The sequence below is a fragment of the Acinetobacter sp. ABJ_C4_1 genome (assembly GCF_044538495.1).
Lineage (GTDB): Bacteria > Pseudomonadota > Gammaproteobacteria > Pseudomonadales > Moraxellaceae > Acinetobacter > Acinetobacter nosocomialis_A.
The window spans coordinates 1-25,205 of sequence record NZ_JBIUCQ010000023.1 but is presented as its reverse complement, the minus strand read 5'-3'; the positions used below and the strand labels follow the sequence as shown (position 1 = coordinate 25,205).

At 38.0% G+C, this 25,205-nt stretch carries 30 protein-coding genes and 1 riboswitch; of the genes, 3 read left to right on the top strand and 27 right to left on the bottom strand.

Annotated elements, in window-relative coordinates:
* Position 1: 1 nt before the first annotated feature.
* The 3 genes from ACIF8R_RS17815 to ACIF8R_RS17805 all read right to left on the bottom strand — a co-directional run bounded on the left by ACIF8R_RS17815 (position 2) and on the right by ACIF8R_RS17805 (position 2,885).
* Positions 2–655 (bottom strand): urea amidolyase associated protein UAAP2, encoded by a 654-nt coding sequence (locus tag ACIF8R_RS17815; RefSeq protein WP_004709583.1) that lies wholly within the window; start codon positions 653–655, stop codon positions 2–4.
* Positions 656–670: 15 nt separating this feature from the next.
* Entirely contained in the window at positions 671–1,411 is a 741-nt protein-coding gene (locus ACIF8R_RS17810; RefSeq protein ID WP_396482343.1) for an urea amidolyase associated protein UAAP1, read from the bottom strand.
* 28 nt (positions 1,412–1,439) lie between these two features.
* Positions 1,440–1,535, bottom strand: a riboswitch (guanidine-I (ykkC/yxkD leader).
* A 186-nt stretch (positions 1,536–1,721) separates the two neighbouring features.
* The gene (locus ACIF8R_RS17805) at positions 1,722–2,885 is read right to left on the bottom strand and encodes a zinc-dependent alcohol dehydrogenase (protein ID WP_396482341.1); all 1,164 of its coding nucleotides are present in this window, start codon (positions 2,883–2,885) and stop codon (positions 1,722–1,724) included.
* Between the two features lie 252 nt (positions 2,886–3,137).
* On the opposite strand from ACIF8R_RS17805, the gene ACIF8R_RS17800 reads away from it, so the two are divergent.
* Positions 3,138–3,569, top strand: coding sequence for an SRPBCC family protein (locus tag ACIF8R_RS17800; RefSeq protein ID WP_022574813.1), 432 nt, complete (start codon positions 3,138–3,140; stop codon positions 3,567–3,569).
* Between the two features lie 53 nt (positions 3,570–3,622).
* Here ACIF8R_RS17800 and ACIF8R_RS17795 read toward each other — a convergent pair whose 3' ends face one another.
* Positions 3,623–4,177 carry a TetR/AcrR family transcriptional regulator gene (locus ACIF8R_RS17795; protein WP_396482339.1) on the bottom strand — a complete coding sequence of 185 codons (555 nt, stop codon included), beginning with the start codon at positions 4,175–4,177 and terminating at the stop codon, positions 3,623–3,625.
* Positions 4,178–5,144: 967 nt separating this feature from the next.
* On the opposite strand from ACIF8R_RS17795, the gene ACIF8R_RS17790 reads away from it, so the two are divergent.
* On the top strand, positions 5,145–5,642 hold the full coding sequence (locus tag ACIF8R_RS17790; RefSeq protein WP_396482337.1) for a hypothetical protein: 498 nt from the start codon (positions 5,145–5,147) through the stop codon (positions 5,640–5,642).
* Between the two features lie 163 nt (positions 5,643–5,805).
* Here the strand turns inward: ACIF8R_RS17790 and ACIF8R_RS17785 are convergent, their stop codons facing one another.
* The 16 genes from ACIF8R_RS17785 to ACIF8R_RS17710 all read right to left on the bottom strand — a co-directional run bounded on the left by ACIF8R_RS17785 (position 5,806) and on the right by ACIF8R_RS17710 (position 19,880).
* Positions 5,806–6,264: a hypothetical protein gene (locus ACIF8R_RS17785; protein ID WP_396482335.1), complete on the bottom strand. Its 459-nt coding sequence runs from the start codon at positions 6,262–6,264 to the stop codon at positions 5,806–5,808.
* A gap of 20 nt (positions 6,265–6,284) precedes the next feature.
* Positions 6,285–6,941, bottom strand: coding sequence for a hypothetical protein (locus ACIF8R_RS17780; protein ID WP_004835462.1), 657 nt, complete (start codon positions 6,939–6,941; stop codon positions 6,285–6,287).
* A gap of 9 nt (positions 6,942–6,950) precedes the next feature.
* A complete protein-coding gene (locus ACIF8R_RS17775; RefSeq protein ID WP_343569381.1) occupies positions 6,951–7,475 on the bottom strand; it encodes a PAAR domain-containing protein in 525 nt (174 codons plus the stop codon).
* 13 nt (positions 7,476–7,488) lie between these two features.
* The gene (locus tag ACIF8R_RS17770) at positions 7,489–7,917 is read right to left on the bottom strand and encodes a PAAR domain-containing protein (RefSeq protein ID WP_396482333.1); all 429 of its coding nucleotides are present in this window, start codon (positions 7,915–7,917) and stop codon (positions 7,489–7,491) included.
* 147 nt (positions 7,918–8,064) lie between these two features.
* Positions 8,065–9,285: a chloride channel protein gene (locus tag ACIF8R_RS17765; RefSeq protein WP_396482331.1), complete on the bottom strand. Its 1,221-nt coding sequence runs from the start codon at positions 9,283–9,285 to the stop codon at positions 8,065–8,067.
* Between the two features lie 303 nt (positions 9,286–9,588).
* A complete protein-coding gene (locus ACIF8R_RS17760; protein ID WP_396482329.1) occupies positions 9,589–11,307 on the bottom strand; it encodes an acetyl/propionyl/methylcrotonyl-CoA carboxylase subunit alpha in 1,719 nt (572 codons plus the stop codon).
* On the bottom strand, positions 11,304–12,890 hold the full coding sequence (locus ACIF8R_RS17755) for a 5-oxoprolinase/urea amidolyase family protein (protein ID WP_396482327.1): 1,587 nt from the start codon (positions 12,888–12,890) through the stop codon (positions 11,304–11,306). Before ACIF8R_RS17755 ends, ACIF8R_RS17760 begins: the two co-directional genes overlap by 4 nt.
* Before the next feature lie 32 nt (positions 12,891–12,922).
* Positions 12,923–13,738 (bottom strand): putative hydro-lyase, encoded by an 816-nt coding sequence (locus ACIF8R_RS17750; RefSeq protein WP_262520009.1) that lies wholly within the window; start codon positions 13,736–13,738, stop codon positions 12,923–12,925.
* Positions 13,739–13,740: 2 nt separating this feature from the next.
* Complete coding sequence (locus ACIF8R_RS17745) at positions 13,741–14,505, bottom strand: LamB/YcsF family protein (protein WP_004793259.1); 765 nt, start codon at positions 14,503–14,505, stop codon at positions 13,741–13,743.
* A 34-nt stretch (positions 14,506–14,539) separates the two neighbouring features.
* The gene (locus tag ACIF8R_RS17740; RefSeq protein WP_396482325.1) at positions 14,540–15,793 is read right to left on the bottom strand and encodes an NRAMP family divalent metal transporter; all 1,254 of its coding nucleotides are present in this window, start codon (positions 15,791–15,793) and stop codon (positions 14,540–14,542) included.
* A 341-nt stretch (positions 15,794–16,134) separates the two neighbouring features.
* Positions 16,135–17,046 carry a LysR family transcriptional regulator MumR gene (gene mumR / locus ACIF8R_RS17735; RefSeq protein WP_396482323.1) on the bottom strand — a complete coding sequence of 304 codons (912 nt, stop codon included), beginning with the start codon at positions 17,044–17,046 and terminating at the stop codon, positions 16,135–16,137.
* A gap of 90 nt (positions 17,047–17,136) precedes the next feature.
* Complete coding sequence (locus ACIF8R_RS17730) at positions 17,137–17,316, bottom strand: zf-HC2 domain-containing protein (protein WP_004702527.1); 180 nt, start codon at positions 17,314–17,316, stop codon at positions 17,137–17,139.
* The gene (locus ACIF8R_RS17725) at positions 17,310–17,930 is read right to left on the bottom strand and encodes an RNA polymerase factor sigma-70 (protein ID WP_396482321.1); all 621 of its coding nucleotides are present in this window, start codon (positions 17,928–17,930) and stop codon (positions 17,310–17,312) included. Before ACIF8R_RS17725 ends, ACIF8R_RS17730 begins: the two co-directional genes overlap by 7 nt.
* On the bottom strand, positions 17,927–18,688 hold the full coding sequence (locus ACIF8R_RS17720) for a DUF2063 domain-containing protein (RefSeq protein ID WP_396482320.1): 762 nt from the start codon (positions 18,686–18,688) through the stop codon (positions 17,927–17,929). The genes ACIF8R_RS17725 and ACIF8R_RS17720 overlap by 4 nt, the downstream gene beginning before the upstream one ends.
* Entirely contained in the window at positions 18,639–19,502 is an 864-nt protein-coding gene (locus ACIF8R_RS17715; RefSeq protein ID WP_396482318.1) for a DUF692 domain-containing protein, read from the bottom strand. The genes ACIF8R_RS17720 and ACIF8R_RS17715 overlap by 50 nt, the downstream gene beginning before the upstream one ends.
* A gap of 69 nt (positions 19,503–19,571) precedes the next feature.
* The gene (locus ACIF8R_RS17710) at positions 19,572–19,880 is read right to left on the bottom strand and encodes a hypothetical protein (protein ID WP_396482316.1); all 309 of its coding nucleotides are present in this window, start codon (positions 19,878–19,880) and stop codon (positions 19,572–19,574) included.
* A gap of 164 nt (positions 19,881–20,044) precedes the next feature.
* On the opposite strand from ACIF8R_RS17710, the gene ACIF8R_RS17705 reads away from it, so the two are divergent.
* Entirely contained in the window at positions 20,045–20,647 is a 603-nt protein-coding gene (locus ACIF8R_RS17705) for a DoxX family protein (protein WP_279985716.1), read from the top strand.
* Here the strand turns inward: ACIF8R_RS17705 and ACIF8R_RS17700 are convergent.
* From ACIF8R_RS17700 to ACIF8R_RS17670, 7 genes are all read right to left on the bottom strand, one after another.
* Positions 20,644–21,441, bottom strand: a complete 798-nt coding sequence (locus ACIF8R_RS17700) for an SDR family NAD(P)-dependent oxidoreductase (protein WP_396482314.1) — start codon at positions 21,439–21,441, stop codon at positions 20,644–20,646. The genes ACIF8R_RS17705 and ACIF8R_RS17700 overlap by 4 nt on opposite strands.
* A 91-nt stretch (positions 21,442–21,532) precedes the next feature.
* On the bottom strand, positions 21,533–22,477 hold the full coding sequence (locus tag ACIF8R_RS17695; protein WP_396482312.1) for a DUF4424 family protein: 945 nt from the start codon (positions 22,475–22,477) through the stop codon (positions 21,533–21,535).
* Between the two features lie 212 nt (positions 22,478–22,689).
* Positions 22,690–23,007 carry a hypothetical protein gene (locus tag ACIF8R_RS17690; protein ID WP_396482310.1) on the bottom strand — a complete coding sequence of 106 codons (318 nt, stop codon included), beginning with the start codon at positions 23,005–23,007 and terminating at the stop codon, positions 22,690–22,692.
* A 233-nt stretch (positions 23,008–23,240) separates the two neighbouring features.
* Entirely contained in the window at positions 23,241–23,705 is a 465-nt protein-coding gene (locus tag ACIF8R_RS17685; protein WP_396482308.1) for a hypothetical protein, read from the bottom strand.
* Positions 23,706–23,810: 105 nt separating this feature from the next.
* Positions 23,811–24,200, bottom strand: coding sequence for a hypothetical protein (locus ACIF8R_RS17680; RefSeq protein ID WP_396482306.1), 390 nt, complete (start codon positions 24,198–24,200; stop codon positions 23,811–23,813).
* 145 nt (positions 24,201–24,345) lie between these two features.
* On the bottom strand, positions 24,346–24,597 hold the full coding sequence (locus tag ACIF8R_RS17675) for a hypothetical protein (protein WP_396482304.1): 252 nt from the start codon (positions 24,595–24,597) through the stop codon (positions 24,346–24,348).
* Positions 24,598–24,773: 176 nt separating this feature from the next.
* The gene (locus ACIF8R_RS17670) at positions 24,774–25,103 is read right to left on the bottom strand and encodes a hypothetical protein (RefSeq protein ID WP_396482302.1); all 330 of its coding nucleotides are present in this window, start codon (positions 25,101–25,103) and stop codon (positions 24,774–24,776) included.
* Positions 25,104–25,205: the final 102 nt, after the last annotated feature.

The following is a 25,205-nucleotide window of genomic DNA, read 5'->3' as shown; positions in this document are numbered from 1 at the left end:
CTTACACCCCTTCCGCTTCACGGACAACCAGTTGAATTTTGGTTGGGTTGTAGGCATTACATGGATTATTGAGCTGGGGGCAATTAGAAATTAAAACAATTAAATCCATTTCTGCCCGAACTTCGACATATTTCCCCGGCCCTGAAATTCCATCATCAAATTTAAGCTGTCCGTCTGGTGTCACAGGCACATTCATAAAAAAGTTAATGTTTGGGCCGATGTGACGGACATTTAAGCCATGCTTTTTTGCAATCGGGTGTTTTGCCAAGGCATACATAAAGTTGTTACGACAACTATGCATTGGATACGTTTCATGTGCATAGCGAACCGTATTACTTTCACATGAACAGGCACCACCAATGGTGTCATGGCGACCACAGTTATCATCATGAATAATGGCAATTGGACGACCAAAGTTACTATAGAGCTTGGTGCCCTTTTCTAAATAGATTTGTTGGTTGATAGCCAAAGTATCCATTGCGCTATAACGCTCAGTCGGGTTTTCGGCACTCATAAACAAAGTATCGACCGCTTGATTTCCCTCAAGGTCAATAATTCGAAAATATTGGCCTTTTTTAACCTCGCACATCCACGCTTCACCCGCAGGACAAACTTCATTTAAAACTGCTTTTTCAAATGATTGTAAAACTGTCATGATGCTTCTCCTGATTTAAATATTGCTAAGCGCGTAGTAGCGGGCAGTGTTTTGAAACGCGCGCTGATTTTGCGAACATGCATCACGACAAATATCGCTATCTGTTAAAGAATTGGCTTTAAATAAACTGAGTTGAATATCGGCTGGTTGATAGCTTGGGCTGGTGTCTAAACCATGCGGCGCAGCAGATAAAAATAGCAGGCAGTCCATTTCAAAACGCAGTTCAATGCTTTGATTGGTGTTATCAGAACTGACATAAGACAAAGCACCGTTTTCATCTGGTGTAACTTTAGAAAATAGATTAACCGTGGCACTCAGGTCTTGACTGGCAAGCCCGTATTTACACATTTCAATGAGTAAGCTGTCTAAGCCGTTTTGGTACATATCATTGCGGGCATCTTGAAATGTACGTATCCCAAATTGCTTTTCAATTTGTTCTGGTCGGCTTGGGCCACAAAGTGCATCATTCCAACCATGATCATCACGAACAATGGAAGCCATGACACGGCCAAGGTCTGAGTACAATACATTGGAAGCTTTTAAATAGGCGGTGTGTTGCCCTTTTAAACTGTCGGGCATGTTAAAACGTTCAAGCACATCGGCAGCATTTACACAAAACAAAGAAACATTTGCCTGAGTGCCAAGCGATGTAAATCTAAGAATAGTTCCCTTTTGAATACGACCCGACCAGTGATGTCCTCCGGGTAAAAGTTCGGTCCAAATCGCCTGATTGTTATGATAACTTGTAGTGTTCATAGCTACTCCTGTCGGATAGTTTTAGACTTCCTCCCGGGCTTTTATCCCTCCGTGTAGTTCGCTAGGAACCGTGAACTCTCGGTCCAGTCATACGTAAAGTATCGGAACCCTAGATCACTTTTAATTAGTTATGACTATGCAAAGGACATGCCAGCTTAGTATTACGCTTTTGGTTAAAAGTAATACTAAACTTGGACCGTTTAGGTGCGGTTTAAGTTCAAAAATAAAAAGTTGCACTCAAAATTGTGCATTTCAAAACAAAAAAGCCCCTTTCACGAAGAGGCTTAAGAATGGATTATAAGAGAGCGTATTAAGGAAGTAGAATTACCTTACGACAGTCCTCTTCTCTTTCATTAAAAATACGATAACCCTCTGCGGCGTCTTCTAATTTCATACGGTGGGTAATAATGGTTTCAGGTGACAAATCACCACGTTCAATAAATTCTAATAAAAGCGGTAAATATTGATGTACATGGGTTTGGCCCATTTTAAAAGTCAGTCCTTTATCAAATGCATCGCCAAATAAAAAGCCATGAATTGGGCCTGCATATACACCCGGTACACTCACCACACCACCACGACGAACCGCGGCTATACATTGACGAAGTGCTGCACCACTTGAACCTTCAAGCTTTAAATTGGTCAGGACTGTTTCAATGACACTGCCTTTTGCCTCAAAACCAATTGCATCAATCACCGCATCGACGCCACGATAATTGTCCGTATTTTGAATAATAAATTCGGCCGCATCGACTTCAACAAAATTAACCGGAATAGCGCCATAGGTTGCCGCCGCATAGTTCAATCGATATTCATTGTGATCGACCATAAATATTTTTTCTGCACCAAGCATCTTGGCACAAGCGGCGCTTAATAGTCCGACTGGCCCTGCACCATAAATTGCAACGGTTGAGCCACGAGTCACTTGGGCATTGGTCACGGCTTGCCAAGCGGTGGGTAAAATATCGGTCAAGAAAAGTACTTTTTCATCAGACAATGAGCCGGGCACTTTAAAAGGGCCTTTATTGGCTTTTGGCACACGCACATATTCTGCTTGGCCACCCGGTACACCGCCATATAAGTGGCTATAACCAAACAAAGCTGCGCCTGGTGGAATCTGCTTTTTATTAATAATTGCACCACGCCCTGTATTGGTGGTTTCACAAGCAGCGGTCAGGTCAAGTTGGCAAAAGAAACATTCACCACAGGCAATCACAAAAGGGACGATTACACGGTCGCCTTTTTTCACATGGGTAACGGCTGGGCCGACTTCTTCAACCACGCCCATAAACTCATGCCCAAAAATATCGCCATGTTCGGTTCTAGGGATTTTGCCTCGGTATAAATGTAAATCAGAGCCACATATGGCTGTGGCGGTTACGCGTAAAATAATGTCATCTGGTTCTTGAATAATGGGGTCGGCAACTGTTTCTACTCGAACATCTTCTGCACCGTGGTAAGTAAGAGCACGCATATTGTTATTCCTCTATTTCCTTTCATGTCCTTTGATTATGAGGAGGCTTTCTTTACGGTTTGCAACGATTGTTATTTTTCACGTAAGGCATATTGCGCAAATGCAAATAAATTAAGGCTTCATTAGCCCAGTAAAAGGTGCAATATAAAGGTGAAATCAGTCTGACGAACTAGAATTCCACCCTAGCGAAAAGCGTGCTAATATCCAAATTCTGACAATTACTCATGTCAAATTTACTTTAGAGGGAACAAGATGTTAAAAACTCAAAAAATCAACATCGTACAAGAATTTGATGCACCTATAGACAAGGTCTTTGCAGCCTTGAGTGAACATGAAAACCTAAGCAAACTTTTTGCTCCTGCTAAAGTTACTCGTATTAGTAATGGCAAGGATGCACGTAATGGGGTTGGCTCTGCCCGCAAGATGTCTATTCCGTTTACACCTTCATTTGTTGAAACAAATTTAGTCTATAAAGAAAATGAACTGATCGAGTACGCGATCACAAGCGGGATTAGCCCAATTAAGGCGCATCGCGGTGTAATGCAATTTACTGACTTGGGAAATAACCGAACTCGTTTGAATTACACCATTAGCTTTAAAGGTCGTGTTCCTTTTATTGGCCCGATTATTAAAGCCGCTCTACAAAATGGCGTGAGCCGTGGACTTAAAAAACTTAAGTTTTAACCCGCCCTAATAAATAAAAGCCCTATTACGGGCTTTTATTTTTTTAAATATTTCTACGAAAGGATTGTTATGAAATATTCGAATTGCTTATCCCGCTCATCTACATCGTTATGACTGAGCCTTTGAATAATGCTTCCTTCAATTATATGCAGAAGTAGTTTGGCATCATGAAATGAGGCATCGGCTTTTAGTAATCTAAGCTGGCTATAGATTTCATTGGTCAGCCAAGTTCTATATCGAATGGCAGTTTGGTAGGCGTTGGAGTAGGTATTTTTAGTTTCAAAAATGGCTTTAAATAACAGGTAATACGGCCCTTCTAAGTCAGTGTGTAAATAATACAGTTTGTTGAGTTTGTCTCGCACGCTTGAGTCTTGGTCATATTCCACCGTTGCAATGACTTTGTCTTGTAGCCGTTCTTTTTGCACGAGTAGGCAGATTTCGATAAAACGCGCTTTGGACTGGAAGTGATGATAAAAAGTCATTTTTGTAATTTCAGACTCTTTGATAATTCTATCGACGCCCACGAGATGAAATCCGTGATGGTGAAATAAATCAATTGCTTTATTCACAACTTTTAAAGCACGTGTAGAAAGTACTAAAGGTGACATAGTTGTACCGTTTAAAATAATTTTTTGTTGTATATAAAAGAGATAGAAATGCCGTCACTCTTAAAATGAGTGCTAAAAACAGGCATGCAAAAGCGGCACAATAAAGATGTGCTCGCCTATCTCGGGTTTATTGTTGCTATGATTTTTGAGTCGAAACGATTCTTAAAGTGCAGAAAACCTAGAGTCGATTAAACCGATTTATAGGCTGTTTAAACGGTATAAATAGAGAGATTTTGGCAAAGGCCAAAAATTGAGAAGAATTTATACGCATAGCGGACTCCTAGATGAAATAGAAGTTCTACCAGATCACTGCTAAATGATTATGGTGGCAGAACGAAGAAGGGTTAGCAGACCAGTCATCTAGGAACTGGCACGCCCGAAGGCGTCCCTCCTCCGTCCTACCGCTACGAAGGGAGACGAACGAGTTCACCACCAAAAAATTACTTCTTTGATGATCTAGATGAAAACGGTCTGCTAAAACCGACTGGCAATGTAGGCCAGCCCGCAAAGGATAGTATTCGCTTTTGTTATCGTCAAGCGTAGGAAATGACATTTGTATTAAAGTAGAGCAGTTAAGTTTTAAATTACTTTCAAATTTGGAAGATTTAAAAACTAATTGAATATTGATATGTAGGATCTGTTTGTCTAGTTATAAAAATTAAATAAAAACTCAAGAATGAAATAGCTATCTCTACTAGATAATTATGGTAGCAGAACGAAAAGAGTTAGCAGACTGGTGCCAAAGAGACCAGCACATCCTAAGATGTCCTCTTTCCATCCTACTAGAAAGAAAGGATATTATTCACTTTCGTTATCGTCAAGCGTAGGAAATGACATTTGTATTAAAGTAGAGTGGTTGGGGAATAAAATTTATTTAATAGGTTTAAGTTATGGTTTAGTTCATTATGAAATTTCTAATATTTTTAGTATGATATATTTTCATTATAAAAATGTTTAGAGTTATCTAATGACATTAAAGCCTTTATATATCGAGTTTTATTATGGAGAATATTCAGCTCAAGAAAGAACAGAAAAGATTAATAAATATATTGAAGAAAACGAAGATGTCCATATAGATTTTTTTACCGAATTACTACTACCATTTAATGACTATAATTCTTTATTACTGCGAATCATAAACTTAACAGACCCTATTTTTTCATATAATTGTATTGAAGCAGAAATATTAGCAGCTCGATTTTTTTTAAATATTTTAAATAATTATCAAGAAAACAATCTAAGCCCAGTTCAGCTATGTACTATTTTCAGTAATTTAGAAACAGGTTTTATGGGTGCTCCAAGAGATCTTCCAGATAATATAATTTACTATCCTGCTTGGCTCGAATCTTTCTACGATGCTTGCGATTGGTGCGATGAAACATGGACTTCAGAGAATTCTCCTCACCTAATTGAAGCCACAAAACAGCAAGTCCATATCATAGAAAAATGGCTATTCTTCAAATAGTGATAAGGCATCTTTATTGCTATTTTCTTAACCATTTTTCGACTAATCTTCCATGTCTTTCCAAAAGTTATTCTATGGACACCGGTCTTTGCCAGCTTCCAAAAATTTGATAGAAGACAGAGAACCTTTTTAGTGAACAAAAATATGAAAACTGTAATTCATACTAATTAATGCATTCACGTACAAAGCTTTCTTCATCACCTTTAGAAGAAAATATATTGTGATCTTTAATACAAAAATTTAATGTTTGCATTACCACCCCGGGCTCATTAAAAAGTCCCTCTCTTGAAATAGAAATATAGTAAGGTTTCTTTTCTTCAATTCCGTTGCTTTTATAATTACCAATAACAATCTCGGCTACTCTTTTTTCAACATTTTTTTGCAAAATTTCCTTATATTCTAAACTATTTTCTTTCTTATCAACCAAGCTTCTTACTTCATACCCATGAACTATTATTCCATCTTTATTTAATAGAAAATGTATATCTGAGTTACTTATATTTACCTTAATTTTATTTTCTTCTTTTTTAGAAAAAAAACCAAATGCGATATAGCATAAATACAAGAAAAATATACCAAAAATAACCAATATTACTTTATTACCAACAGACGAATTTTTCACTTTAATAGTTCCTCGTGTATTTATTTTATTACTTGACGAATTTTTTGTTCATACATAGCAAGAACTTTATCTCTACTCTTACCTACAACATTCTTTCTATTTCTTTCAAGCATATAACTCACATCATAATTATTTTTTAACAACCAATAGTCAGCCAAAATTTCAGCCTGTGATTCTAAATTATAGTCTAAAAATCTTTTAGTCGTATTTTTATATTTAACAAACTCAGCAACAGTTGGGCTTTCCCATATATTGTATATATAAGGATCATATTTAAAATTACTAAGAACAGAACAAGCTTGCAATGCTCCAGCATTAGCTAGAACAATAAGTTTACGTTGATGTTGCCAAACATGACCAAGCTCATGAAGAAAAATCTTCTTATAAGAAATATCCTCCAAACTATAATCATCTCTATAATGTTTAGGCATTATATATATACTGCCATTCGGAGTAACGAATGTATCTTCATTTTGAGATTTAAGCGGAAAAAAACTTCCAAAAAATATCTTTACTGTTGTGTAATTTATTGAATTTTTAAAGACAGAGGTTGCTAATTTAATTTCACCATTCGTTAGCGGTCTAGATGGAGTTTCAATCTTTACTTCTTTAATACTACCTTCTTTTTTATTTGTAAAAATATTTAGAAGACTTTTAGGGGTTTCAGACCAAGTCATAAAATTCTCTTATAAATCATGAAAATAAACTATATTATCTTTAAGAACAAACTCTATCTCAGTAATAGGCTCTTGTTTCTCTGTATAAAACCGCGTGGTGTTACCATTTAAATCAAGCTTACCATCTTGAAATCTTCCACCGACTTTAACCCGACAATCAATGTATTTAAATATATCGTTCATACCCTCCTCAAAAACAATTTTAAGTTGCTCATCAAACTTTTCTTGAGTGGCTGAGGCCTGATTTGTTTTCTGAGAATAAGGACTACCACTCTCACCAACAACATGACTTTGTTGAGGTAAAAGTGTAGCCCCACACGACAGTTTATCACCTACATAAGCAACTGGTTTTCCATCAAAAATCACATGATCATGACTTTTAATAACTGTAGACCAACATCTGCACTTAGGACAAACATGCCCATCCCCAGCACGAACAAATAAGTTACCCATTTGGGAACTTATCATTTGAGTTGAGGGAACAATTCCACCATGATCAGTAATAGCATTATGGATTGCAAAACCTTTCGACATCTTACTTATCCATTTATTTATTATTTAAAAAATCTAAAGGTTTTGGCCCATCATTATATATACATATATAAACTGACTTATTTGGACTCTCTATAATTTCATCATTATTATCTAAACGGGAACCAATTAAAGCTACTGATTGCCCTTCTATAGTTAAAGCTTCACCAGCACCTGTAATAATTTTTGCTGTTGTACCATCTGCATAAATTGCTTCATCACCCACCAATGCTAGTGAAATTCCTTTTAATTTTGAATGGTGTCCAGAAGCTCGAATAAGCCCACCATTTTTTGTTTTAGCACCATTTACTACAATATAATATTTAGTAAATGGCTTATTTTGCCAATATAAATTTTCTGCATTTAAAATCTGTTGAATATCATTTTCTGAAAGATCTTGTAATTGTTCGTAAGAAAGATCTCTTAAAAAAGTAGGACTTGTCATTTTTGTACCATTCTAATTTTTTCAAAATGAATAATAGCAAAAATTTATTAATATAAAAAATAAACTAAACGTAATTTTAAAATAAAACTCTCATATTTAAATATAAAAAATAGGCCAGATTATAATCAAGCCTATTTAAAACCCTTTCTAATCCATCAACTTTTTACGGCGATACAACCCACAATCCCCTGAAAATAGCGCTGCCAATAAACAGGTAATAATGGCGTAAGTGGCAACATTCATTCCAAATAGTTCAATCGCTAAAATAATAGACGTTAACGGTGCCTTACTTGCCCCAGAAAACAAACTGACTAACCCTAAGCCTGCAAGCAGTGAAATGGGTAGGTTTAAAACCGCCCCTAAAGCATTACCTAATGTCGCCCCCACATAAAACAGTGGCGTAATTTCACCACCTTTAAAGCCCGAACCTAAAGTAATGGCGGTAAAAACAGTCTTATTAAAAAAGTCGTAAAATTCAATCGGTACATAAAAAGATGCAATGATCTTATCTGTACCCAAACCGTTGTATTGCTGATGCGCAGTAAACAGCGTAAGTAGCATAATGATAATACCGCCTACCATTGTTCTTAATGGCAAATAGCGAATGTATTTATAAAAAAGGTCACTCGCCAAGTGAATGGCAGCAATAAAGAAACGTGCAGCAAAGCCAAACACTACCCCCGCTGCAATCAAGCTCATGAGCACGCCAAAATGAATCGCTGGAAACTCACTAATCACATAGTAGATGTGCGGATGAACAATATCGAATAGTTCAGGGATGGTCGATGCAATAAGCGCCGACACAAAACATGGGAAAATGGCTGAATATCTTAAGTTACCTAAAGCTGTAATTTCCAAACCATAGATTGCACCTGCCAAAGGCAAGCCAAACACCCCTGCAAAGCCAGCACCGATACTGGCGATTAAACAGATTTTTCGGTTATCTTCCGAGATTTTTAATATATGGCTTAGGTGGTCAATTAAGGCACCCGAAAGCTGAACTGCAGGTGCCTCACGCCCTGCCGAACCACCAAACAACTGCGTTAAAATTGAGGTGATAAAAATGATAGGACTCATTCGTTTTGGAATAAACGACTTGGGTTGGTGAATTTCATCTAGGAGTAAATGTGTTCCGCGTTCAATCGGTGAACCATATTTTTTAATGAGATAACCAATACCAAAGCCTACAAAAGGCAAAAAGTAGATGAGCCAGTGATGCAGACTTCGGACTTTATTTGAGATATCAAAAGCAACAAAAATTAAAGTCGATGCCAGCCCCGCGACGACTCCAATCACAATCGAGATGACGAGCCAATAGACACTGTATTTTAGAATTTGATCATATTCAGATGAAGGTAGAATTTTCATTCGCTTTCTTCAATTCGCCTTTGAGTGAGTGCCAAATTCTCAAATTATTTTTATGCCGCCAGCTCATTAAGTGAGAAATGCTTAAACTGGGCTAAAAATTAAAGCTCGCATAAGCGAGCTTTAAATACAGTGATCAATATTTATACCACCAAACTGTGACAAATATCTCACAACCCGTACACGCTTTCAAGGTGTAAATGGTTAATGAAAACCTGAAAAATGCCTGATTGAGTTAATTAATAAGCATTCGATTTGACCCAATCTAACTAAAAACAAAATCAGGTCAAATCATTTATTCAAAACTTAATTAATACTCGCAATAACAGTTTCTGCATGGCAAGTTGCACCCTTCTCTGCACCAATCTGAATAATACCACTACGGTGCGCAAGTACCTGCACTTCCATTTTCATAGCTTCCATAATGGCAACCACTTGGCCTTCTGTCACTTGCTCACCATTTTCGACTTTCCAAGCGCTAATCACACCATTAATTGGGGCAAGTAAATGCTCGACACTCACTTCTGGCTCGGCTGTCTGTGCCTGAACTGCGGTAGCTGGACCTTGTGCAAACATACCCGCAGGTAAACCTAAACGGTGTAACTTGCCATCAATTTCAATGTAGCTGAGTAGCATTGGCTGTTGATGGTTTGGAATGCCGCGTTTAGTCGGTTTCAACTCTTGTTTAAAGTCATTTTCGATCCAACGCGTGTGTACATTAAACTCATCTGTAAAGTCAGGTTCATTGAGTACTGCACGGTGAAAGTCTAAAACTGATGCCACACCTTCAATTTTAAATTGCTTCAAGGCACGTTTAGCGCGAGCAATTGCAACTTCACGGGTTGGACCAGTGACAATCAGTTTTGCCATGAGTGAGTCAAAGTGACTAGACACTAATGATCCAGTACGAACACCTGTATCGACTCGTACACCGTTACCAAATGGTGCTTCAAATAAACTCAACACACCAAATGCAGGAATAAAACCACGTGCTGGGTCTTCGGCATTTATACGAAACTCAATGGCATGACCTTGTGCCTTTGGTGTTTCTTTAATAGAAAGCACTTCACCTTGTGCCACGCGAATTTGCTCAACCACCAAATCAACTTTTGAGGTTTCTTCAGTCACAGGGTGTTCAACTTGCAAACGCGTATTTACTTCTAAGAATGAAAGCTTGCCGTCACGACTCAGTAAATATTCAACTGTTCCCGCACCGACATAGTTTGCGGCCTGACAAATGTTTTTTGCCGAAGTTAAAATTTGCTGATAAATCTCATCGCTAACAAATGGTGCTGGTGCTTCTTCGACTAACTTTTGGTTACGGCGTTGCAACGAGCAATCACGTGTGCCCAGTACCACAATGTTGCCATGTTGGTCGGCTATGACTTGTGCCTCTACATGGCGCGGTTTATCAAGATATTGCTCGACAAAACATTCACCACGACCAAAGGCAGCTTTTGCCTCGCGTACTGCCGACTCATAAAACTCTTTCACTTCTTCGAGTTTCCACGCAACTTTTAAGCCACGGCCACCACCACCAAATGCGGCTTTAATAGCAATCGGCAAGCCAAACAGTTTAGCAAACTCCAAAGCTTCATCTGCATTGTTGAGTGGATCTTGCGTACCTTGAACTAACGGTGCACCAACTGAAGCAGCAATTTTACGTGCTTCGATTTTATCACCTAGTTTTTCAATGGCGCTTGGTGATGGCCCGACCCATTTTAAGCCAGCATCAATCACAGCTTGGGCAAACTCAGCACGTTCAGATAAAAAGCCATAACCCGGATGCACCATGGTTGCTTTCGATTTCTTTGCAACTTCAATAATCGCAGGGATATTTAAATAGGTTTCACTGGCAGTTGCGCCAGCCAAGCCCCATGCTTCATCTGCAAGTTCGACATGCATGCTGCCAATATCATCATCTGCATATAACGCGACCGATGAAATTCCCATATCACGGCAAGCATGAATAATACGAACGGCAATTTCACCACGGTTAGCAATCAATAATTTTTCTGTATTCATCTTTCATTCTCAAAATCTGTAAATTCGGCAATTTTTTTAAATTTGATGCGGCAACCTGCCGGAATCTGTGCCACCAAATCCCAATGGTGTTTAGCAACAGAGCCAATGACTGGATATCCGCCCGTTAAAGGGTGATCATTCATAAACAAAACGGGCTGACCACTCGGTGGAATCTGCAAAGCACCAATACATGTGCCTTCACTTTCCAGTTCATGGGTAATTTTGCGAGATAAAGGCTGCTCACCTGAAAGTCTTAGCCCGACTCGGTTGCTTTCATTGGTCACCAGCCATTCTTGCTGACATAGCAGTTCAATACTGTCTTGTTCAAACCAGTCTGTACGTGGCCCCATCACAATATCTAGCTCAACGACTTCGCCAGCTTTTGGCAAGTCACTTTTGCCCACTTCATTTACGCTAATATTGGTTGCCTTGACCTGTCCTTGGTAAATGGTATCTCCAAGCTTTAAAGGCTCTGGCCCTAACACTGCCAAGCTGTCAAACGAAGCACTATTGAGTACTGGTTCAACGTCTATACCACCACGAACTGCTAGATAGTTTCTTAAGCCTGCGGTCGGTGGCTGAATTTGAAATTCATCGCCTTCATCTAAATCAATCGGTTGATAGCTTGCAAAGTCTGCGGTTTGTCCGTCGGCAAATTTCACACGAATGTTTGAAATGGCACCTGCCACCGCAATAACGCCTGCATGCTGCATTTTGGCTTTTAAACCACCATTTAAAACTTCAATGACTGGTGTATCGGTTGGATTACCGACAATACGGTTAGCACTGTGCATGGCAGACAAGTCCATTGCACCCGCCACGCCAACCCCAATATTGGTCTGGTTTAATCGCCCTTCGTCTTGAATGAGCATCTGTAAAATTGGTGCAGTAATCTTAAACAGTGGCACCGATTGTTTCGGCTCAACCTTAGGCGTAATTTGCTGTGGTACAGTCACAATAGTTGGATTATGCGTCACATCTTCAAAATGTACGGTCATACCCGGTAACAGCAATGCAGGATTTTTACGCTCTAAATCCCACATTTTCTCTGATGTTGTCCCGATCAGCTGCCAACCACCCGGACTGTCTTTTGGGTAAATACCAGAGTATTTTCCAGCCAAGCCCAAAGAGCCTGACGGTATTTTTTTACGAGGAACCGTTAAGCGTGGAATATCGGTAAAAGGCTTATCGGGGCTGCTCATATACGCAAAGCCCGGCGCAAAACCAATAAAAGCCACATTCCACACGCTTTGGTGATGTTTTCTAATCACATCTGCAACAGTCAGCCCTTGTAGCTCTGCAACCTGCGCAAGGTCTTCGCCATCGTAACGAATCGGTACAATCACTTCTTGGCTGCTACGCTCAAATCCAGAATCAACTTTTAGGCTCTGAATTGAAGCAACCAGCGTTTTAAAGTTGGTTTCGATCTCATTAAAGAAAACCAAAATTGTTTTTGCAGCGGGGACTAAGTCTTTAATTCCATTCAATTGCGTATTTTGCAATTTATTGTACAACGCCAAAGTTTCCTCTAAGCTCGCAAGCTCAATTAGAAAACAATCGGCGTTTACCGATAAAAAACGCATTTGCTTATCCTTTTAATTCTTCTTTAGTCCAGTTAGCCAATCCAAGCACGGTCAGGAATGTCGGTAATAAACATGTGACCCGGTGCATGACTAATCGCAAAAGGAATTTTCGAGTTCATGACAGCCGCTTGCGGCGTTACGCCACACGCCCAAAATACTGGAATTTCACCTGCTTCAATACGAGAAGCATCGCCAAAGTCGGGCTTATTTACATCCAAAATTCCTAAGCTTTCAGGGTGACCAATATGTACAGGCGCACCATGTACACTTGGCATACGTGCAGTAATTTTTACCGCTTCACTAATTTGATGCGATGGAATTGGTCGCATGGAAACCACCATGTTTCCTGAAATACGCCCTGCTGGTTGGCACTTTATATTGCTCAAATACATCGGCACATTGGTATCGTCATGAATATGGCGAACTTCAATACCTGCTTCTTGCAAAGCTGTTTCAAACGAAAAACTGCAACCAATTAAGAAAGTCACCAAATCAGGATGAGCATTATAAATCTCTCTTGCATCGGTCACTTCATCGACCATTTCGCCATCTTTCCAAATGCGATAACGTGGGAAGTCAGTGCGGATGTCTGAGTCTGCGGCAAGCTTAGTTGCATAGATACCTTCTTCGAGCACATCAAGCACTGGACAGCTTTGCGGGTTACGGTGTGCATAGAGTAAAAAGTCATACGCCCACTCTTTTGGCACCGAAATCATGTTGACCTGCGTCATGCCCGCAGCCATGCCTGCTGTCGGTTTATCAAAACCTGCACGGATTTTTAAACGCGCATCTAATGCAGCTTCAAGCTGAGCTGGGTCGACTTTAATATCCTTATACATGGTGCTCATCCTTATGCTTTATTTACAAACGGGCGGATTTCAATATTGTTTTTTACAAGCTCGGCTTTAATGGCAGCCGACATCTCTAGCGCACCGTCGGTATCGCCATGTAGGCAAATGGTGTCGGCTTGAATTGGGGTAAATACGCCGTCAATTGACTCAACTCCACCATTTTTAAGCATAGACACCACACGGCTCGCAACAAATGCCGAGTCGTGTAAAACCGCACCTTCTAGACGACGAGATACCAGCGAGCCATCGCTGTTATAAGCACGGTCTGCAAAAGCTTCAGACACAACTTTTAAACCCGCAGCTCGTGCCTGTTCCACTAAGTTCGACCCAGCCAAAGCCACTAAAACCAGTTCAGGGTTATACATTTTAATTGCATCAATCACAGCTGCTGCTTGAGCTTGGTCATGGGCAATGGTGTTATAGAGCGCGCCATGTGGTTTAACGTATTGCACTTTTGAGCCTGCTACTTTAGCCAAACCATCGAGTGCAGAAATTTGGTAAAGCACATCGGCAATCAGCTCGTCACGTGACAAATCCATATTACGGCGACCAAAACCAACAAGGTCTGGATAAGACACATGAGCGCCAACAGTCACACCAAGCTCCACTGCTTTACGAACCGTTTTTAAAATGCCGAGTGGGTCGCCAGCATGGAAGCCACAAGCAATATTGGCACTGGTCACGACAGGTAAAATCTGATCATCATTACCCATTTTCCATGAGCCAAAGCTTTCACCCAAATCACTATTTAAATCTACAAACATGGCATTATTCCTTTATCACTTAACAAAGTCTGGCTTAAAGCTTGATCAAATAGTTAAATACTGTCGTAAATGACATATAGCCCATCCACCATGTCAACAGACATGTTAACCCACCCAAAATAAGCAACCATTTTGGATAGTTATAATTACCCATTAAATCTTTACGGCACGCTGCTACATACACAAAAATTGTAAGGCCAATTGGCAACACCAAACCATTAAAACCACCTACAAAAATGAGTAGACCTGCCGGAGTTGCACCCAATAACACATAGAGCAATAAAGCTAATGCGATAAAGGTAATGGTCGTATAGTTGGTTTGTTTTGGTGTTAAGTTCTTTTTAAATGCAGTAAAGAATGAAACCGAAGTATATGCTGCGCCGATGGTGCTACTAATACCTGCTGCCCAGAAAATTAAACCAAATAATTTAAAACCGAATGTACCCGCTGCATATTGGAATGCTTGGGCTGCTGGATTGGCGTCATGGCTAGCTAAATCAATCGTTGCACCGCTCACCACCACACCTAAAAACGCTAAAAACAATACGTAGCGCATGATACCAACGACAACAATGCCTTTGGTTGCAGCTTTAGCAACTTCATCAATATTTTCAGGGCCAACAGCGCCTTTATCGAGTAAGCGATGCGCACCTGCATAACAGATATAGCCACCCACTGTACCACCCACAATGGTGGTAATAATGGCAAAGTCGATATGATCTGGCGCAAAAGTTTGATGTACAGCTTGACCCACTGGAGGCATTACAATGACAGCAACAATAATAATCAGCAGGATTTTAAGCAATCCCAACACGATCATGCTTTTATCCATGGCAAGCGTTGCTTTTCTTGATGCAAAAATCAAAATCGCTAAGGCACCACTTAAAATACCGCCCCACTTTGTGTCGAGGCCAAAAAGTGCATTTAAACCTAAGGCTGCACCTGCAATGTTACCCACACTAAAGAAAAAACCGCCCAAAATCACCAGAAACGCCAGTAAATAACCACTACCCGGTAATGCTTTATTGGCAATATCCGATGCACGCATTTGAGTAAGTGTCACCACTCGCCAAATGTTTTGTTGAACAACATAATCAATCAGAATGGAAACTAAAATTGCAAAGCCAAATGCAGCACCTAACTTCACTGTAAATACAGCAGTTTGGGTTAAAAATCCTGGCCCCATTGCAGAGGTCGCCATCATAAAGATTGAGGCAACAATGGCCCATTGGCGATCTGATAAAAAAGAAGATTTCAGTAAAGACATATTAATGCGTTCCTCATCCATTTGAGCTTAACAACGCTATTTCAAGTTGAACCAAGAACACCATTTTTCGTCCCAAACGATATTCTTTAATCCTTTAAAATGACAAAGATTCCCTATTCCCCAATCAACTTAATCGGTGATCAAATCTTGTATCTCAAATAAAACATAGCTAATCCCTACGAACAATAAGACTTTTTACATAAATTAAAATTTTTAAGTTTTTGATTTTTATTATTTTTTAATTTTATTAAAAGTCAGGATAAATTTTACTTATCAAACTATATAAGCTGCTTTTATGACTTTGCATACAAGCAGCAGTAATTTAGATAAGAAAAATGAGATGAAAAGATCATCAATCCTGCTTATTTTTTGATTTGCTCATTGAGTCTTTTCATGGCACTTGCCGACACTTTTACAGCAACTTCTGTCAGTTTTTCTTTCAAGGCAACATCATTGCCATGAATATAAATAGAGGTGAAATGAAAGGTCTTTAAGCGAATAGGCGTATTTAATATTTCCAGCCGACCATCGGTAATTTCCTTTAACGCCGTTAAAGTCGGTACGACTGCAATACCCAAGCCCTGCTCGGCAAGACGTAATAAAGTCGCTAATGAATAACTGGTAATTGAAAGCGGCTCATCAATGCCCTTTTCTTTCATTTTGGCCTTTAATTCTTTATAGGGATAGGTAATTTTTGGATAGGTTAAAATGGTATGCGACATTAAGGCTTTAAAAGACATTTGCCCAATTCCACCTTTAAATGAAGGTGCTGCCAAGAAGCTCAGCTCAAAGTTACATAGCGACTGTTCAATACACTCAAAAGCCAACGTTGGTCCAAGTAAAAACGCCATGTCCAAGTCACCTGTACGAACGCCTTCTTGTAAGTTAGGTGTCAGGTCAACCACAATTTCGACTGAAATTTTTGGGAACTCTTGTTGAACTTTTTCAATATATTCAACGAGCCACGTATATACAATGGTTTCGGAAACGCCTAAACGGATGGTTCCCGTCAGGTGCTGGTTTTCGGTCAGTTCTGCGACCAGATCGGTTTCTAGGCGCATAAACTTTTCGGCATACTTAAATAAGGTCATACCTTTATGGGTCAGTTTAAACTGCCGCATGCTTCGATCTAAAACTTTAAAACCTAATTCATTTTCAAGAGATGTGATTTTTTGAGATACCGCAGGCTGTGTCGTTTGTAATTTAGTCGCGGCCTTATTGAAGCTATTTAAAGTCACAACCCAATAAAATGCTTCAAGATTCTTTAAATTCACGTTTCATCCTGTCTTAAAAATTCCTTTACTTTTATAGTATGTAAGCTTTTAGCGTGTTAAGGCCAGCAATAAATAAATTTTTAACTAAAGTTAGTTATCCAAATTTTTAAATGCTTTAGAAAGCTGACTAATTGTTTTGATCTGTTTTGCATAACGGCGGCATGATCGGCATGCCAACAAATGCAGTTGTAAACTACTTTGCTCACGTAAAAAAAGTGGTCTATCTTGTTTTTCAGACAACAATTGAGTGGCTTGTCGACATGTCAACATGAACAATCCTCATTCAGTAACCATTTATTTTCTAAGCATTCCCGTAAACGGGTACGACTTCGATACATCAACACATTAAAGTTGGAAATAGATAACTCTAGCTTGCTACAAATCTCATTAGAACTCAGTTCCACCACTTCTCTCATCATAAAAACTTGAGCATATTTGGCTGGCAAATGGTCTAAACAAGCTTCAAAAATTATCCAGAAATCTGACTGCTCCATCATTTCTTCTGGGCTTTGCCATGCTTGAGGTGCCTCATATTTATGCCAGTGTCCTGAAGCATCAAACAATTCATCAACACTGAGTTCGCTTTCCTCATCTTTCAATAATTCAGACATCGCAACCAAACGTGACTTTTGCCGAACCACATCAATAATTTTATTTTTTAAAATAGCGAATACCCATGTTTTGAATGCAGCCCGCCCTTTAAATGAATCTAAATTTTGAAAAGCGCTCGTTAAGGCCTCTTGCACTACATCTTCAGCTTGCGGAAGTGAGGACAACTGTAAAAAAGCAAATTTAATCATTTGCTGCCTTAAGTCTTGTAAAAAGGCTGGATTATGCAGTTGATCCCCTAGGTCGTCATGATGTGATGCCGCGGCTGAAGTCATCCTTGTACCTCTTTAAAATCATGGGGAGTTTGGATTAATTGTAGTCGAGTTAAGAGGTTTTTGAGTTCTTGAATTTGCAGATAAATTTCAGGCTCAGACAAGTCAGTGAGTACAGAATGAATGAGTGTGAAAATATCATGGTCAGTTAACGCTATATTTTGATTTAACTGTTCAATCAGCATAGCAAACAGTGGAGAGAGTTGTTCAATACATACGCTATCTTGTTCATCGCGCCAGGCTATTACTGCACCCGGTGCAAGTTCTACTTGTTCTGGTGTCATTAAAGTCGTCCACGTATAAACGGGATATTGATAAACCAATACCCATACTTTAGTGGTTAACTGCCAAGCATAATTTTCATGTAAAACAACATCTTCAATTTCAACAGTATCTAAATATAATTCTAGCCATTCAAACTGCAACAACTCAGCCAACCAAGGATACTCTTGTAATATCGGATGCTGTTGCTCTGTTAAATACTCTCTAAACTCTAAAGAGATATCATTGTATAAAGGTGAGCGGCTTTTAGCTTTTTGAAAAAACTCTAAGAGCAATTGTTGCCACTTTAATTCTGGCAACATCGTACGAGCGACCGGATAAACTAAGTTAATAAATGAGCTAACATTATTAAAAAGTAAGTCCCGATAAATTTGCATTCTTTGAGGAGGAAGTGCTTGAGGGAGTTCCAAATCAGGATCACGAATCCATTCACAAAACTGTTGCTGCATGGTTTGGAAGGATATTTGATTTCCCATCATAGCCACTCTCCTGTTGTTGAATGAGTTTAATTTTGGCGAGTTCCTCTTCTAATTCTTGCCATGATGGAATATTAAAGTCGCGTTCTAATAAAGTCGGTTTTACTCCACATACTTGATAGGTATATCTCAATAACTCCCAAACACGGTCACAGACTTCTGCCCCATGCGTATCAATTAATAAATTTTTCTGAACTTTTTCATGCCCAGCAATATGTAAATAACGGATTCGTTCTTTTGGCATTTTCTGAATAAATCCAAATGCATCGCTACCATGATTGATACTGTTGACATAGACATTATTTACATCCAGAAGCAAATCACAGTCTGCATGTTGAATCACTTCACGGATAAATTCAGCTTCACTCATTTCAGCATTTAGCATTAAATAAGTAGACACATTCTCTATGACTAATCTTTTTCCTAAAATATCTTGCACACGTAAAATACGTTCAGCGACATATTTAACCGCGGCTTCCGTCATTGGTATTGGCAACAAATCGTATAAATAGCCGCCATCATTGGTATAGCTTAAATGTTCAGAATAAATAGGCACTTCGTATTGTTCTAAAAAGCTTTTTACTTTACCTATAAATTCGAGGTTAAGTGGATGTGGCCCTCCAATAGATAATGACAAGCCATGACAAATTAACGGTGCTTTTTCAGCACACTGCGCAAGTAATTTTGCATGTCGCCCACCAAAACCTAACCAATTTTCTGGGGCAACCTCAATAAAATCTGGATATGTTTTTGCCGTTAGAAACGCATCTATAAAGTCACGTCTTAAACCCAGCCCCACACCATTCAACTCCATCATGGTGATTTCTCCTTTTGGAAATGATGCCGACACTTACTAGAAGGCCGACATCATCCATGATTAGATTGTTTACTTGGCGCCACACTTGCCATCAGCAACTTTTTTATCTGCCCCGCACTTGCCGTCCGCTGCTTTTTTAGTTGCACCGCATTTACCATCTGCTGTTTTTTTATTTGCTCCACATTTTGCTTCAGCAGACTTTTCATGTTTTTTCATTTTGTTGGCTCCGCATTTCGCTTCACCACATTTACCATCGGCTGCTTTGGTTGCATGTACTTCGGTTGTTGTATTGGTTGCTGCTACAGCCATTTGCGTAGCACCTGCAACTGAAAGGGCTAATAATGCTGCCACTGAAGTCATTGAGTTGAGTTTGTTCATTTTCGTATTCCTTTAATGCTAATTTCTCGGTTTGTACACATGTACATAAAGTTAGACGGACTAAATCCTTTTTTATTACACCGTAAATAAAAAAATTTTTTATGTAAGAAATACAGTTTCCATCCGACTAATTATTATTCAATCGCATTGGATGTGAAATTATCATGAAGAACTTTATTTATGGCTTATCTCAATATTATCAAAACCTCGGTAAGTCTTTACAACATATTGACGGCATTGCCGCATTGGCTATTCGATTGTACCTCGTCCCTATATTTTGGATGGCGGGTACAAATAAATTGATGCACTTCAATGACATTGTAGAATGGTTTGGCAGCTCAGATGGAGGATTGGGACTTCCTTTCCCCTATTTAATGGCTGTGCTTGCAACGTCAACTGAACTGGCAGGTGCCATACTTTTAACATTAGGTTTATTTACCCGTTTAATTAGTATTCCTCTTATTATTACCATGTTAGTTGCAATATTTACGGTACACCTCCCAAATGGATGGCAAGCAATTGCAGACCCGCATGCTCCCTTCGCGAACATACAAGTATTGGCTTCCGCTGAAAAGTTAGATAAAGCTCGAGAGATCTTACAGAACTATGGCAACTATGACTGGCTTACATCGAGCGGCTCGTTTGTTATTTTAAATAATGGAATTGAATTTGCCGCAACCTATATGGTGATGCTGTTTGCCCTGCTTGTACTTGGAGGTGGTCGTTACTTTAGTTTAGATTATTGGATTAGAAATAAACTACGCTAATCGATTATTGCACCAGCCGTCATGTTTACAACCGTTGCCGTCATTGCGTTCGCATGCTCTGATGCAAGAAAAGCAATGGTTTCTGCAACTTGTGAAAGTGTGGGCAATCGTTTTAGCATGGTGCTCTGAGCAGCACCTTCAAGCCATTGTCCTATGCTGAGTCCCATGGCCTGTGCTTTTGACTCAAACAATTCACGTGTATAAGAGCCCGCTTGAACCGCATCAATAATTGCATGTGAGCGCACACCGAGTACCCGTATATTATTAGGGCCTAGCTCACTGGCAAGCGCTTTAATAAAGGCCTCAATTCCTGCGCAGCCCACAATATGTCCTAAATGTCCCGGTATTGCCATACGTGCTGAAGGCGCCACAATTGAAATGATGGTTCCGCCACGCTCACCACCCATATAAGGAACTACAGCTTTCGATATATTAAACTGAGCCGTTAGAAATGGGTTTATTCCCCCGACAAACTCGTTAAGGTTTAACTCCAAAAGTTCTTTACCCTGATTATGTATAAAACTCGTCGCATTAATGACGATATCTAGTCCACCCATCGCTTGGGCAATTTGAGCTACGGCCTCACTGGTTGCTTGGCTATCTAGCACATCAACACTAACGGTATGTACCGCGCCTTCGTATTTTTGTAGTTGTGCCGCAATATTTTGCAGTTTATTTAAATCTCTTGCGCATAAATAAACATATGCTCCTTCACGAAGGAAAACCTGCGCAATCGCAGTGCCAATTGCACCGCTGCCTCCAAAAATTACTGCTACTTTTCCCTTGAGCAACATGCGGCATCCTCTTGTTATTGTGCGCCATGGTTAGGTTATGACACACAATCAAAAGTGATGCAATTTTATACAATTTAAAGTTTGTATGAGCTTATGGCAGATGAACAAAAATAACGTCTAAGTCTTGTTTTGGTACAAACTTGGTTTTGGTCATTTGAAATTGAGTCGGACTAATTTTGTTGACTTTGCCATCCCAGCAAAATGAAACCAGTTCGCCTTTATCACGTTCAATCGTTAACTTAAAGTTTTCAATTGGCTTTGCCCAGTTAGCACCTGTCGTCAAAATATAACCTAAAGCACTAAACGGCGAATGTTCTGCCTGAGCTTTTTTAAGACCCTGCTTAAATTGTTTATCCATACAAAATTGTTTGCTATCTTCGTCTGGATATAGCGCAACAGAACCGCCGACCAAAGGTTTATATTCATGATGAATTTTAGTCAAACTATTGGCTTTAAAGGTTTGCTTCCAGCTATAAATAACTTGAGATGACCAAGGAATCACATCATCTTTTTCAAATTGAGCTACAATTTTCTGCATTTGTGGTTTATTACATTGTTTTAGTTTATCTAGATAAAAGTCATAATCATATTTAGTAGGTGTCCATGGATTGAGCATGTCTTTTTCAGTAAAACCACATTGCTTAAACTCATCGGTTACATCCAGTAAAGGTGATTTTTCATCTTTTTGAATAAACGTTCTAACATGCATTTCCGGTTTTATATTTTTACCATCCACCACAATTTTAAAGCTTTTTAAAAGTGCGTCTGTGTCTGCAAAATCTGCTTCAAAAAAGTTATCTACACGTGGTAGCGGAAATAAAATAGTTTCAGTGACATCTTTATTGCTTAGGTTTTTATATAGATAATCGACTTTAATGATTTTTTTACTAATAAATAAATCTTCACTTTGCATCGCAACTTGTGCGTTTTTTAAATACTGAATGCCACCTGTGCCGACATAACCCGTCGAGTCATTGGCTAAGCTATAGCCTGAGAGCGGAACTAAAACAGCTAAAGTCATTGCAAGCTTTTTCATTTTAAAGTCTCTATATCATTTTTTGATTATGAAATATCAACCTAAATGATAGCTGTTTTAAGATTAAATGCTGTTAATATTTTTCATTCTTCTAAAACATACCAATATAAAATATGGTAAATAGATTGCATCAACCACCCTTAAATGTGATTGATACATTTTAAATTAAGAATAAATGAAGCGAATTTATTCTTTTATAGCTTTACACGTGATTACTTCGCTGCGTTTACGCCAACAATAAACTGGCTACAATTAGATCCTTCAGAAGCATTACCTAACTGCTTTTCAGAAAACTTAAATTTTGATGCTACAGAAGCATAATCTTTCTTAAGGGTTTGACCTGTAAGCTCGCCTAACTCTCTCACTGTTTCAGGCTTTAAAATTCCGTGTTCAACCGCCTGATTCACCATTACACATGCGGTGGTCATAGCATCATAACGTGCAGCAGTTTTCGAATAACCTAGAGCACCCACTACACCACCAACAATTAAACCGACTACTACAGCCAAAGTTACATGCATTTTATTCATTTTAAATACCTAAAAAATTTAACGAAAAGGTGAGCACTCTAAGAGTTTGTGCTCAAGTAGAATTAAGATAACTGCTTTTATTTGATATAAAAAGTTAGATTCTGTCAGTTTTATTGATAGTTGAGTTGTCGTAAAGACATTATCATGGTCTTTGTAAGTTTGAGATGCTTGTTATTTCTACTCAATATATAAGAAATATCCGTGTTTGGACTTAAATTTAAAAATTAATCACATCATTTTTTGTCAGTTAGAATATTCCCATAAAAAAAAGTTTCCTCATATGAAAAAATAATTTTTTCTTTGTTAACTAGATAAACAATACAATCATCATCACTGGGATAAAAAAAATCACTCCATGCTTTTATAAGTATACTTGATGGAATAATTGCACAATTACTCCTTCCCCAAAAAAAAATTAATAATTCAGTTGATTGCAATTTTTGAACAAAAAAATCTCTCGACTTATCATCTTCATCAAAATCCAAATCTTTTTTTTCAGCTAGTAAAAAATAATTTTCTTTAATTTCCATCAGGTTATTAAACGAAAATAAAGAATCCCAAAGCTTTTTTGACTCATCTTTTATCAAGAAAATAATTTTATATTTATCCTCATCTGATAAAGAACAATCAACTGAATTAAAACGCCATGTTATTGGATATTTCTTTTCATCAAAAATTAATGTTTGATTATTCATCATAAAAACACTCCACTCCCCAATCATTTAGTGCTACTATCTTTAATGTAATCACTAAATTTTACATATAGAATATTATACGGAGTTTAGATATCTTTTAATGATGCTCTAACCCTCTCCATTATAATAAACAGAAATACCCTGAAATATCAATCCACTCAATTCTACAGAAAAATTAAATTTCCCATTTTTTGACTTTATAATAATACCATTATCAGTCTTTTTAACATTTAATTCTTTATAACCATTAAGCAACCACTCAGTTATCAAAACATCTCCAGATATTTTCCCTTTAGTTTTAATAACAACAGTATTATAATCAACTCCCCAAACCCCATATTTCTCAACAGAAATATCTGTTTTTTTATTCACATGAAACTCAATATCACAGTACCCCGATAGGTCAATACTAAATCTCCCTATTAAGATAGAGGAAGTTATATCACTAGAATACATTTTCTTTAAAAAAATATTGTTAGTCATTTCATCAATAATCATAAATTAACTACATCCTTTAGGTTTATAGTATTGTAACATCCATGTCTTAGGAGGATGGATATTTAATTGATAATTACAGATGATTCTGATTTTTTCGAGAACTCTATTGGATGATTAAAGATAACTTTCGCAAGAGTTCTAATAATTATCTCAGATTTTCAATAGAATTTATTTTTGCTATAATCTCATCTTTAGTAAGTGAAAATTCCCCCTCTTCGCCAGTATCCATGCCAATCAATTCATCAAGAAAATTTTGTAAATCCTCACTAAGTTCTAAATAATCCATATCAAGACGAATTAAATATGCTCCTTTAGCAACTATCTGATAATCAAATATTTCATTTTTTAAAATTAAATGAAGTTTGTCTAATACTATTTTATCAATATTACATAACATTATAGAAAATATCCTTTTTATAGCTTATCCGTTTTAATTCGCTTTACATTAATCTATATTTAATTTTATTGATGGATATAGCTTTAACAAAACATCATGAGTTATACCAAATAATCCGCATAGAAATGAGTTATTATACTAAATATCTTATAAGTTAAAAAATATAAATTTAGTATCTATTCTTCTTTCCATACATCTTCGTAACCCTGTTTATCTATTACAAATCTAAAACCTTTTTCTAATGCTAAATAAGGAACAACTTCGGGAAGATAGTTTTCTAAATGAGATATATGCATTGGTTTAAAGAAATCATCAACTTCAGAAAATTCTCCACAATAGAAAAACCATGAGATATTTTCTCCTTCTTCAAGTATATTACGTATTCCTGTAATTGGTATTTTTCCCAATGAATCTAAAGCTATAGCAACCATTTCATTTTCCAAAGGTTTCACAAACTTAGAATTAAAATTTTTACATATATTTTTTTGCATTTCAATTACGGACATATTTATACCTAAAACTCTAATTTTTTATTGATTGCCTTAGAAAACCAGAGGCTTTACTAATTAACTTGGAAAAGTATAGCAATATGGATATAAATTCTAAAT

Bases quoted from the DNA above. Each gene is read 5' to 3' on its own strand.
- ACIF8R_RS17815 (WP_004709583.1), bottom strand. From the start codon at position 655: ATGACAGTTTTACAATCATTTGAAAAAGCAGTTTTAAATGAAGTTTGT.
- ACIF8R_RS17810 (WP_396482343.1), bottom strand. From the start codon at position 1,411: ATGAACACTACAAGTTATCATAACAATCAGGCGATTTGGACCGAACTT.
- ACIF8R_RS17805 (WP_396482341.1), bottom strand. From the start codon at position 2,885: ATGCGTGCTCTTACTTACCACGGTGCAGAAGATGTTCGAGTAGAAACA.
- ACIF8R_RS17800 (WP_022574813.1), top strand. From the start codon at position 3,138: ATGTTAAAAACTCAAAAAATCAACATCGTACAAGAATTTGATGCACCT.
- ACIF8R_RS17795 (WP_396482339.1), bottom strand. From the start codon at position 4,177: ATGTCACCTTTAGTACTTTCTACACGTGCTTTAAAAGTTGTGAATAAA.
- ACIF8R_RS17790 (WP_396482337.1), top strand. From the start codon at position 5,145: ATGACATTAAAGCCTTTATATATCGAGTTTTATTATGGAGAATATTCA.
- ACIF8R_RS17780 (WP_004835462.1), bottom strand. From the start codon at position 6,941: ATGACTTGGTCTGAAACCCCTAAAAGTCTTCTAAATATTTTTACAAAT.
- ACIF8R_RS17775 (WP_343569381.1), bottom strand. From the start codon at position 7,475: ATGTCGAAAGGTTTTGCAATCCATAATGCTATTACTGATCATGGTGGA.
- ACIF8R_RS17770 (WP_396482333.1), bottom strand. From the start codon at position 7,917: ATGACAAGTCCTACTTTTTTAAGAGATCTTTCTTACGAACAATTACAA.
- ACIF8R_RS17765 (WP_396482331.1), bottom strand. From the start codon at position 9,285: ATGAAAATTCTACCTTCATCTGAATATGATCAAATTCTAAAATACAGT.
- ACIF8R_RS17760 (WP_396482329.1), bottom strand. From the start codon at position 11,307: ATGAATACAGAAAAATTATTGATTGCTAACCGTGGTGAAATTGCCGTT.
- ACIF8R_RS17755 (WP_396482327.1), bottom strand. From the start codon at position 12,890: ATGCGTTTTTTATCGGTAAACGCCGATTGTTTTCTAATTGAGCTTGCG.
- ACIF8R_RS17750 (WP_262520009.1), bottom strand. From the start codon at position 13,738: ATGAGCACCATGTATAAGGATATTAAAGTCGACCCAGCTCAGCTTGAA.
- ACIF8R_RS17745 (WP_004793259.1), bottom strand. From the start codon at position 14,505: ATGTTTGTAGATTTAAATAGTGATTTGGGTGAAAGCTTTGGCTCATGG.
- ACIF8R_RS17740 (WP_396482325.1), bottom strand. From the start codon at position 15,793: ATGGATGAGGAACGCATTAATATGTCTTTACTGAAATCTTCTTTTTTA.
- ACIF8R_RS17730 (WP_004702527.1), bottom strand. From the start codon at position 17,316: ATGTTGACATGTCGACAAGCCACTCAATTGTTGTCTGAAAAACAAGAT.
- ACIF8R_RS17725 (WP_396482321.1), bottom strand. From the start codon at position 17,930: ATGACTTCAGCCGCGGCATCACATCATGACGACCTAGGGGATCAACTG.
- ACIF8R_RS17720 (WP_396482320.1), bottom strand. From the start codon at position 18,688: ATGATGGGAAATCAAATATCCTTCCAAACCATGCAGCAACAGTTTTGT.
- ACIF8R_RS17715 (WP_396482318.1), bottom strand. From the start codon at position 19,502: ATGATGGAGTTGAATGGTGTGGGGCTGGGTTTAAGACGTGACTTTATA.
- ACIF8R_RS17710 (WP_396482316.1), bottom strand. From the start codon at position 19,880: ATGAACAAACTCAACTCAATGACTTCAGTGGCAGCATTATTAGCCCTT.
- ACIF8R_RS17705 (WP_279985716.1), top strand. From the start codon at position 20,045: ATGAAGAACTTTATTTATGGCTTATCTCAATATTATCAAAACCTCGGT.
- ACIF8R_RS17700 (WP_396482314.1), bottom strand. From the start codon at position 21,441: ATGTTGCTCAAGGGAAAAGTAGCAGTAATTTTTGGAGGCAGCGGTGCA.
- ACIF8R_RS17695 (WP_396482312.1), bottom strand. From the start codon at position 22,477: ATGAAAAAGCTTGCAATGACTTTAGCTGTTTTAGTTCCGCTCTCAGGC.
- ACIF8R_RS17690 (WP_396482310.1), bottom strand. From the start codon at position 23,007: ATGAATAAAATGCATGTAACTTTGGCTGTAGTAGTCGGTTTAATTGTT.
- ACIF8R_RS17685 (WP_396482308.1), bottom strand. From the start codon at position 23,705: ATGATGAATAATCAAACATTAATTTTTGATGAAAAGAAATATCCAATA.
- ACIF8R_RS17680 (WP_396482306.1), bottom strand. From the start codon at position 24,200: ATGATTATTGATGAAATGACTAACAATATTTTTTTAAAGAAAATGTAT.
- ACIF8R_RS17675 (WP_396482304.1), bottom strand. From the start codon at position 24,597: ATGTTATGTAATATTGATAAAATAGTATTAGACAAACTTCATTTAATT.
- ACIF8R_RS17670 (WP_396482302.1), bottom strand. From the start codon at position 25,103: ATGTCCGTAATTGAAATGCAAAAAAATATATGTAAAAATTTTAATTCT.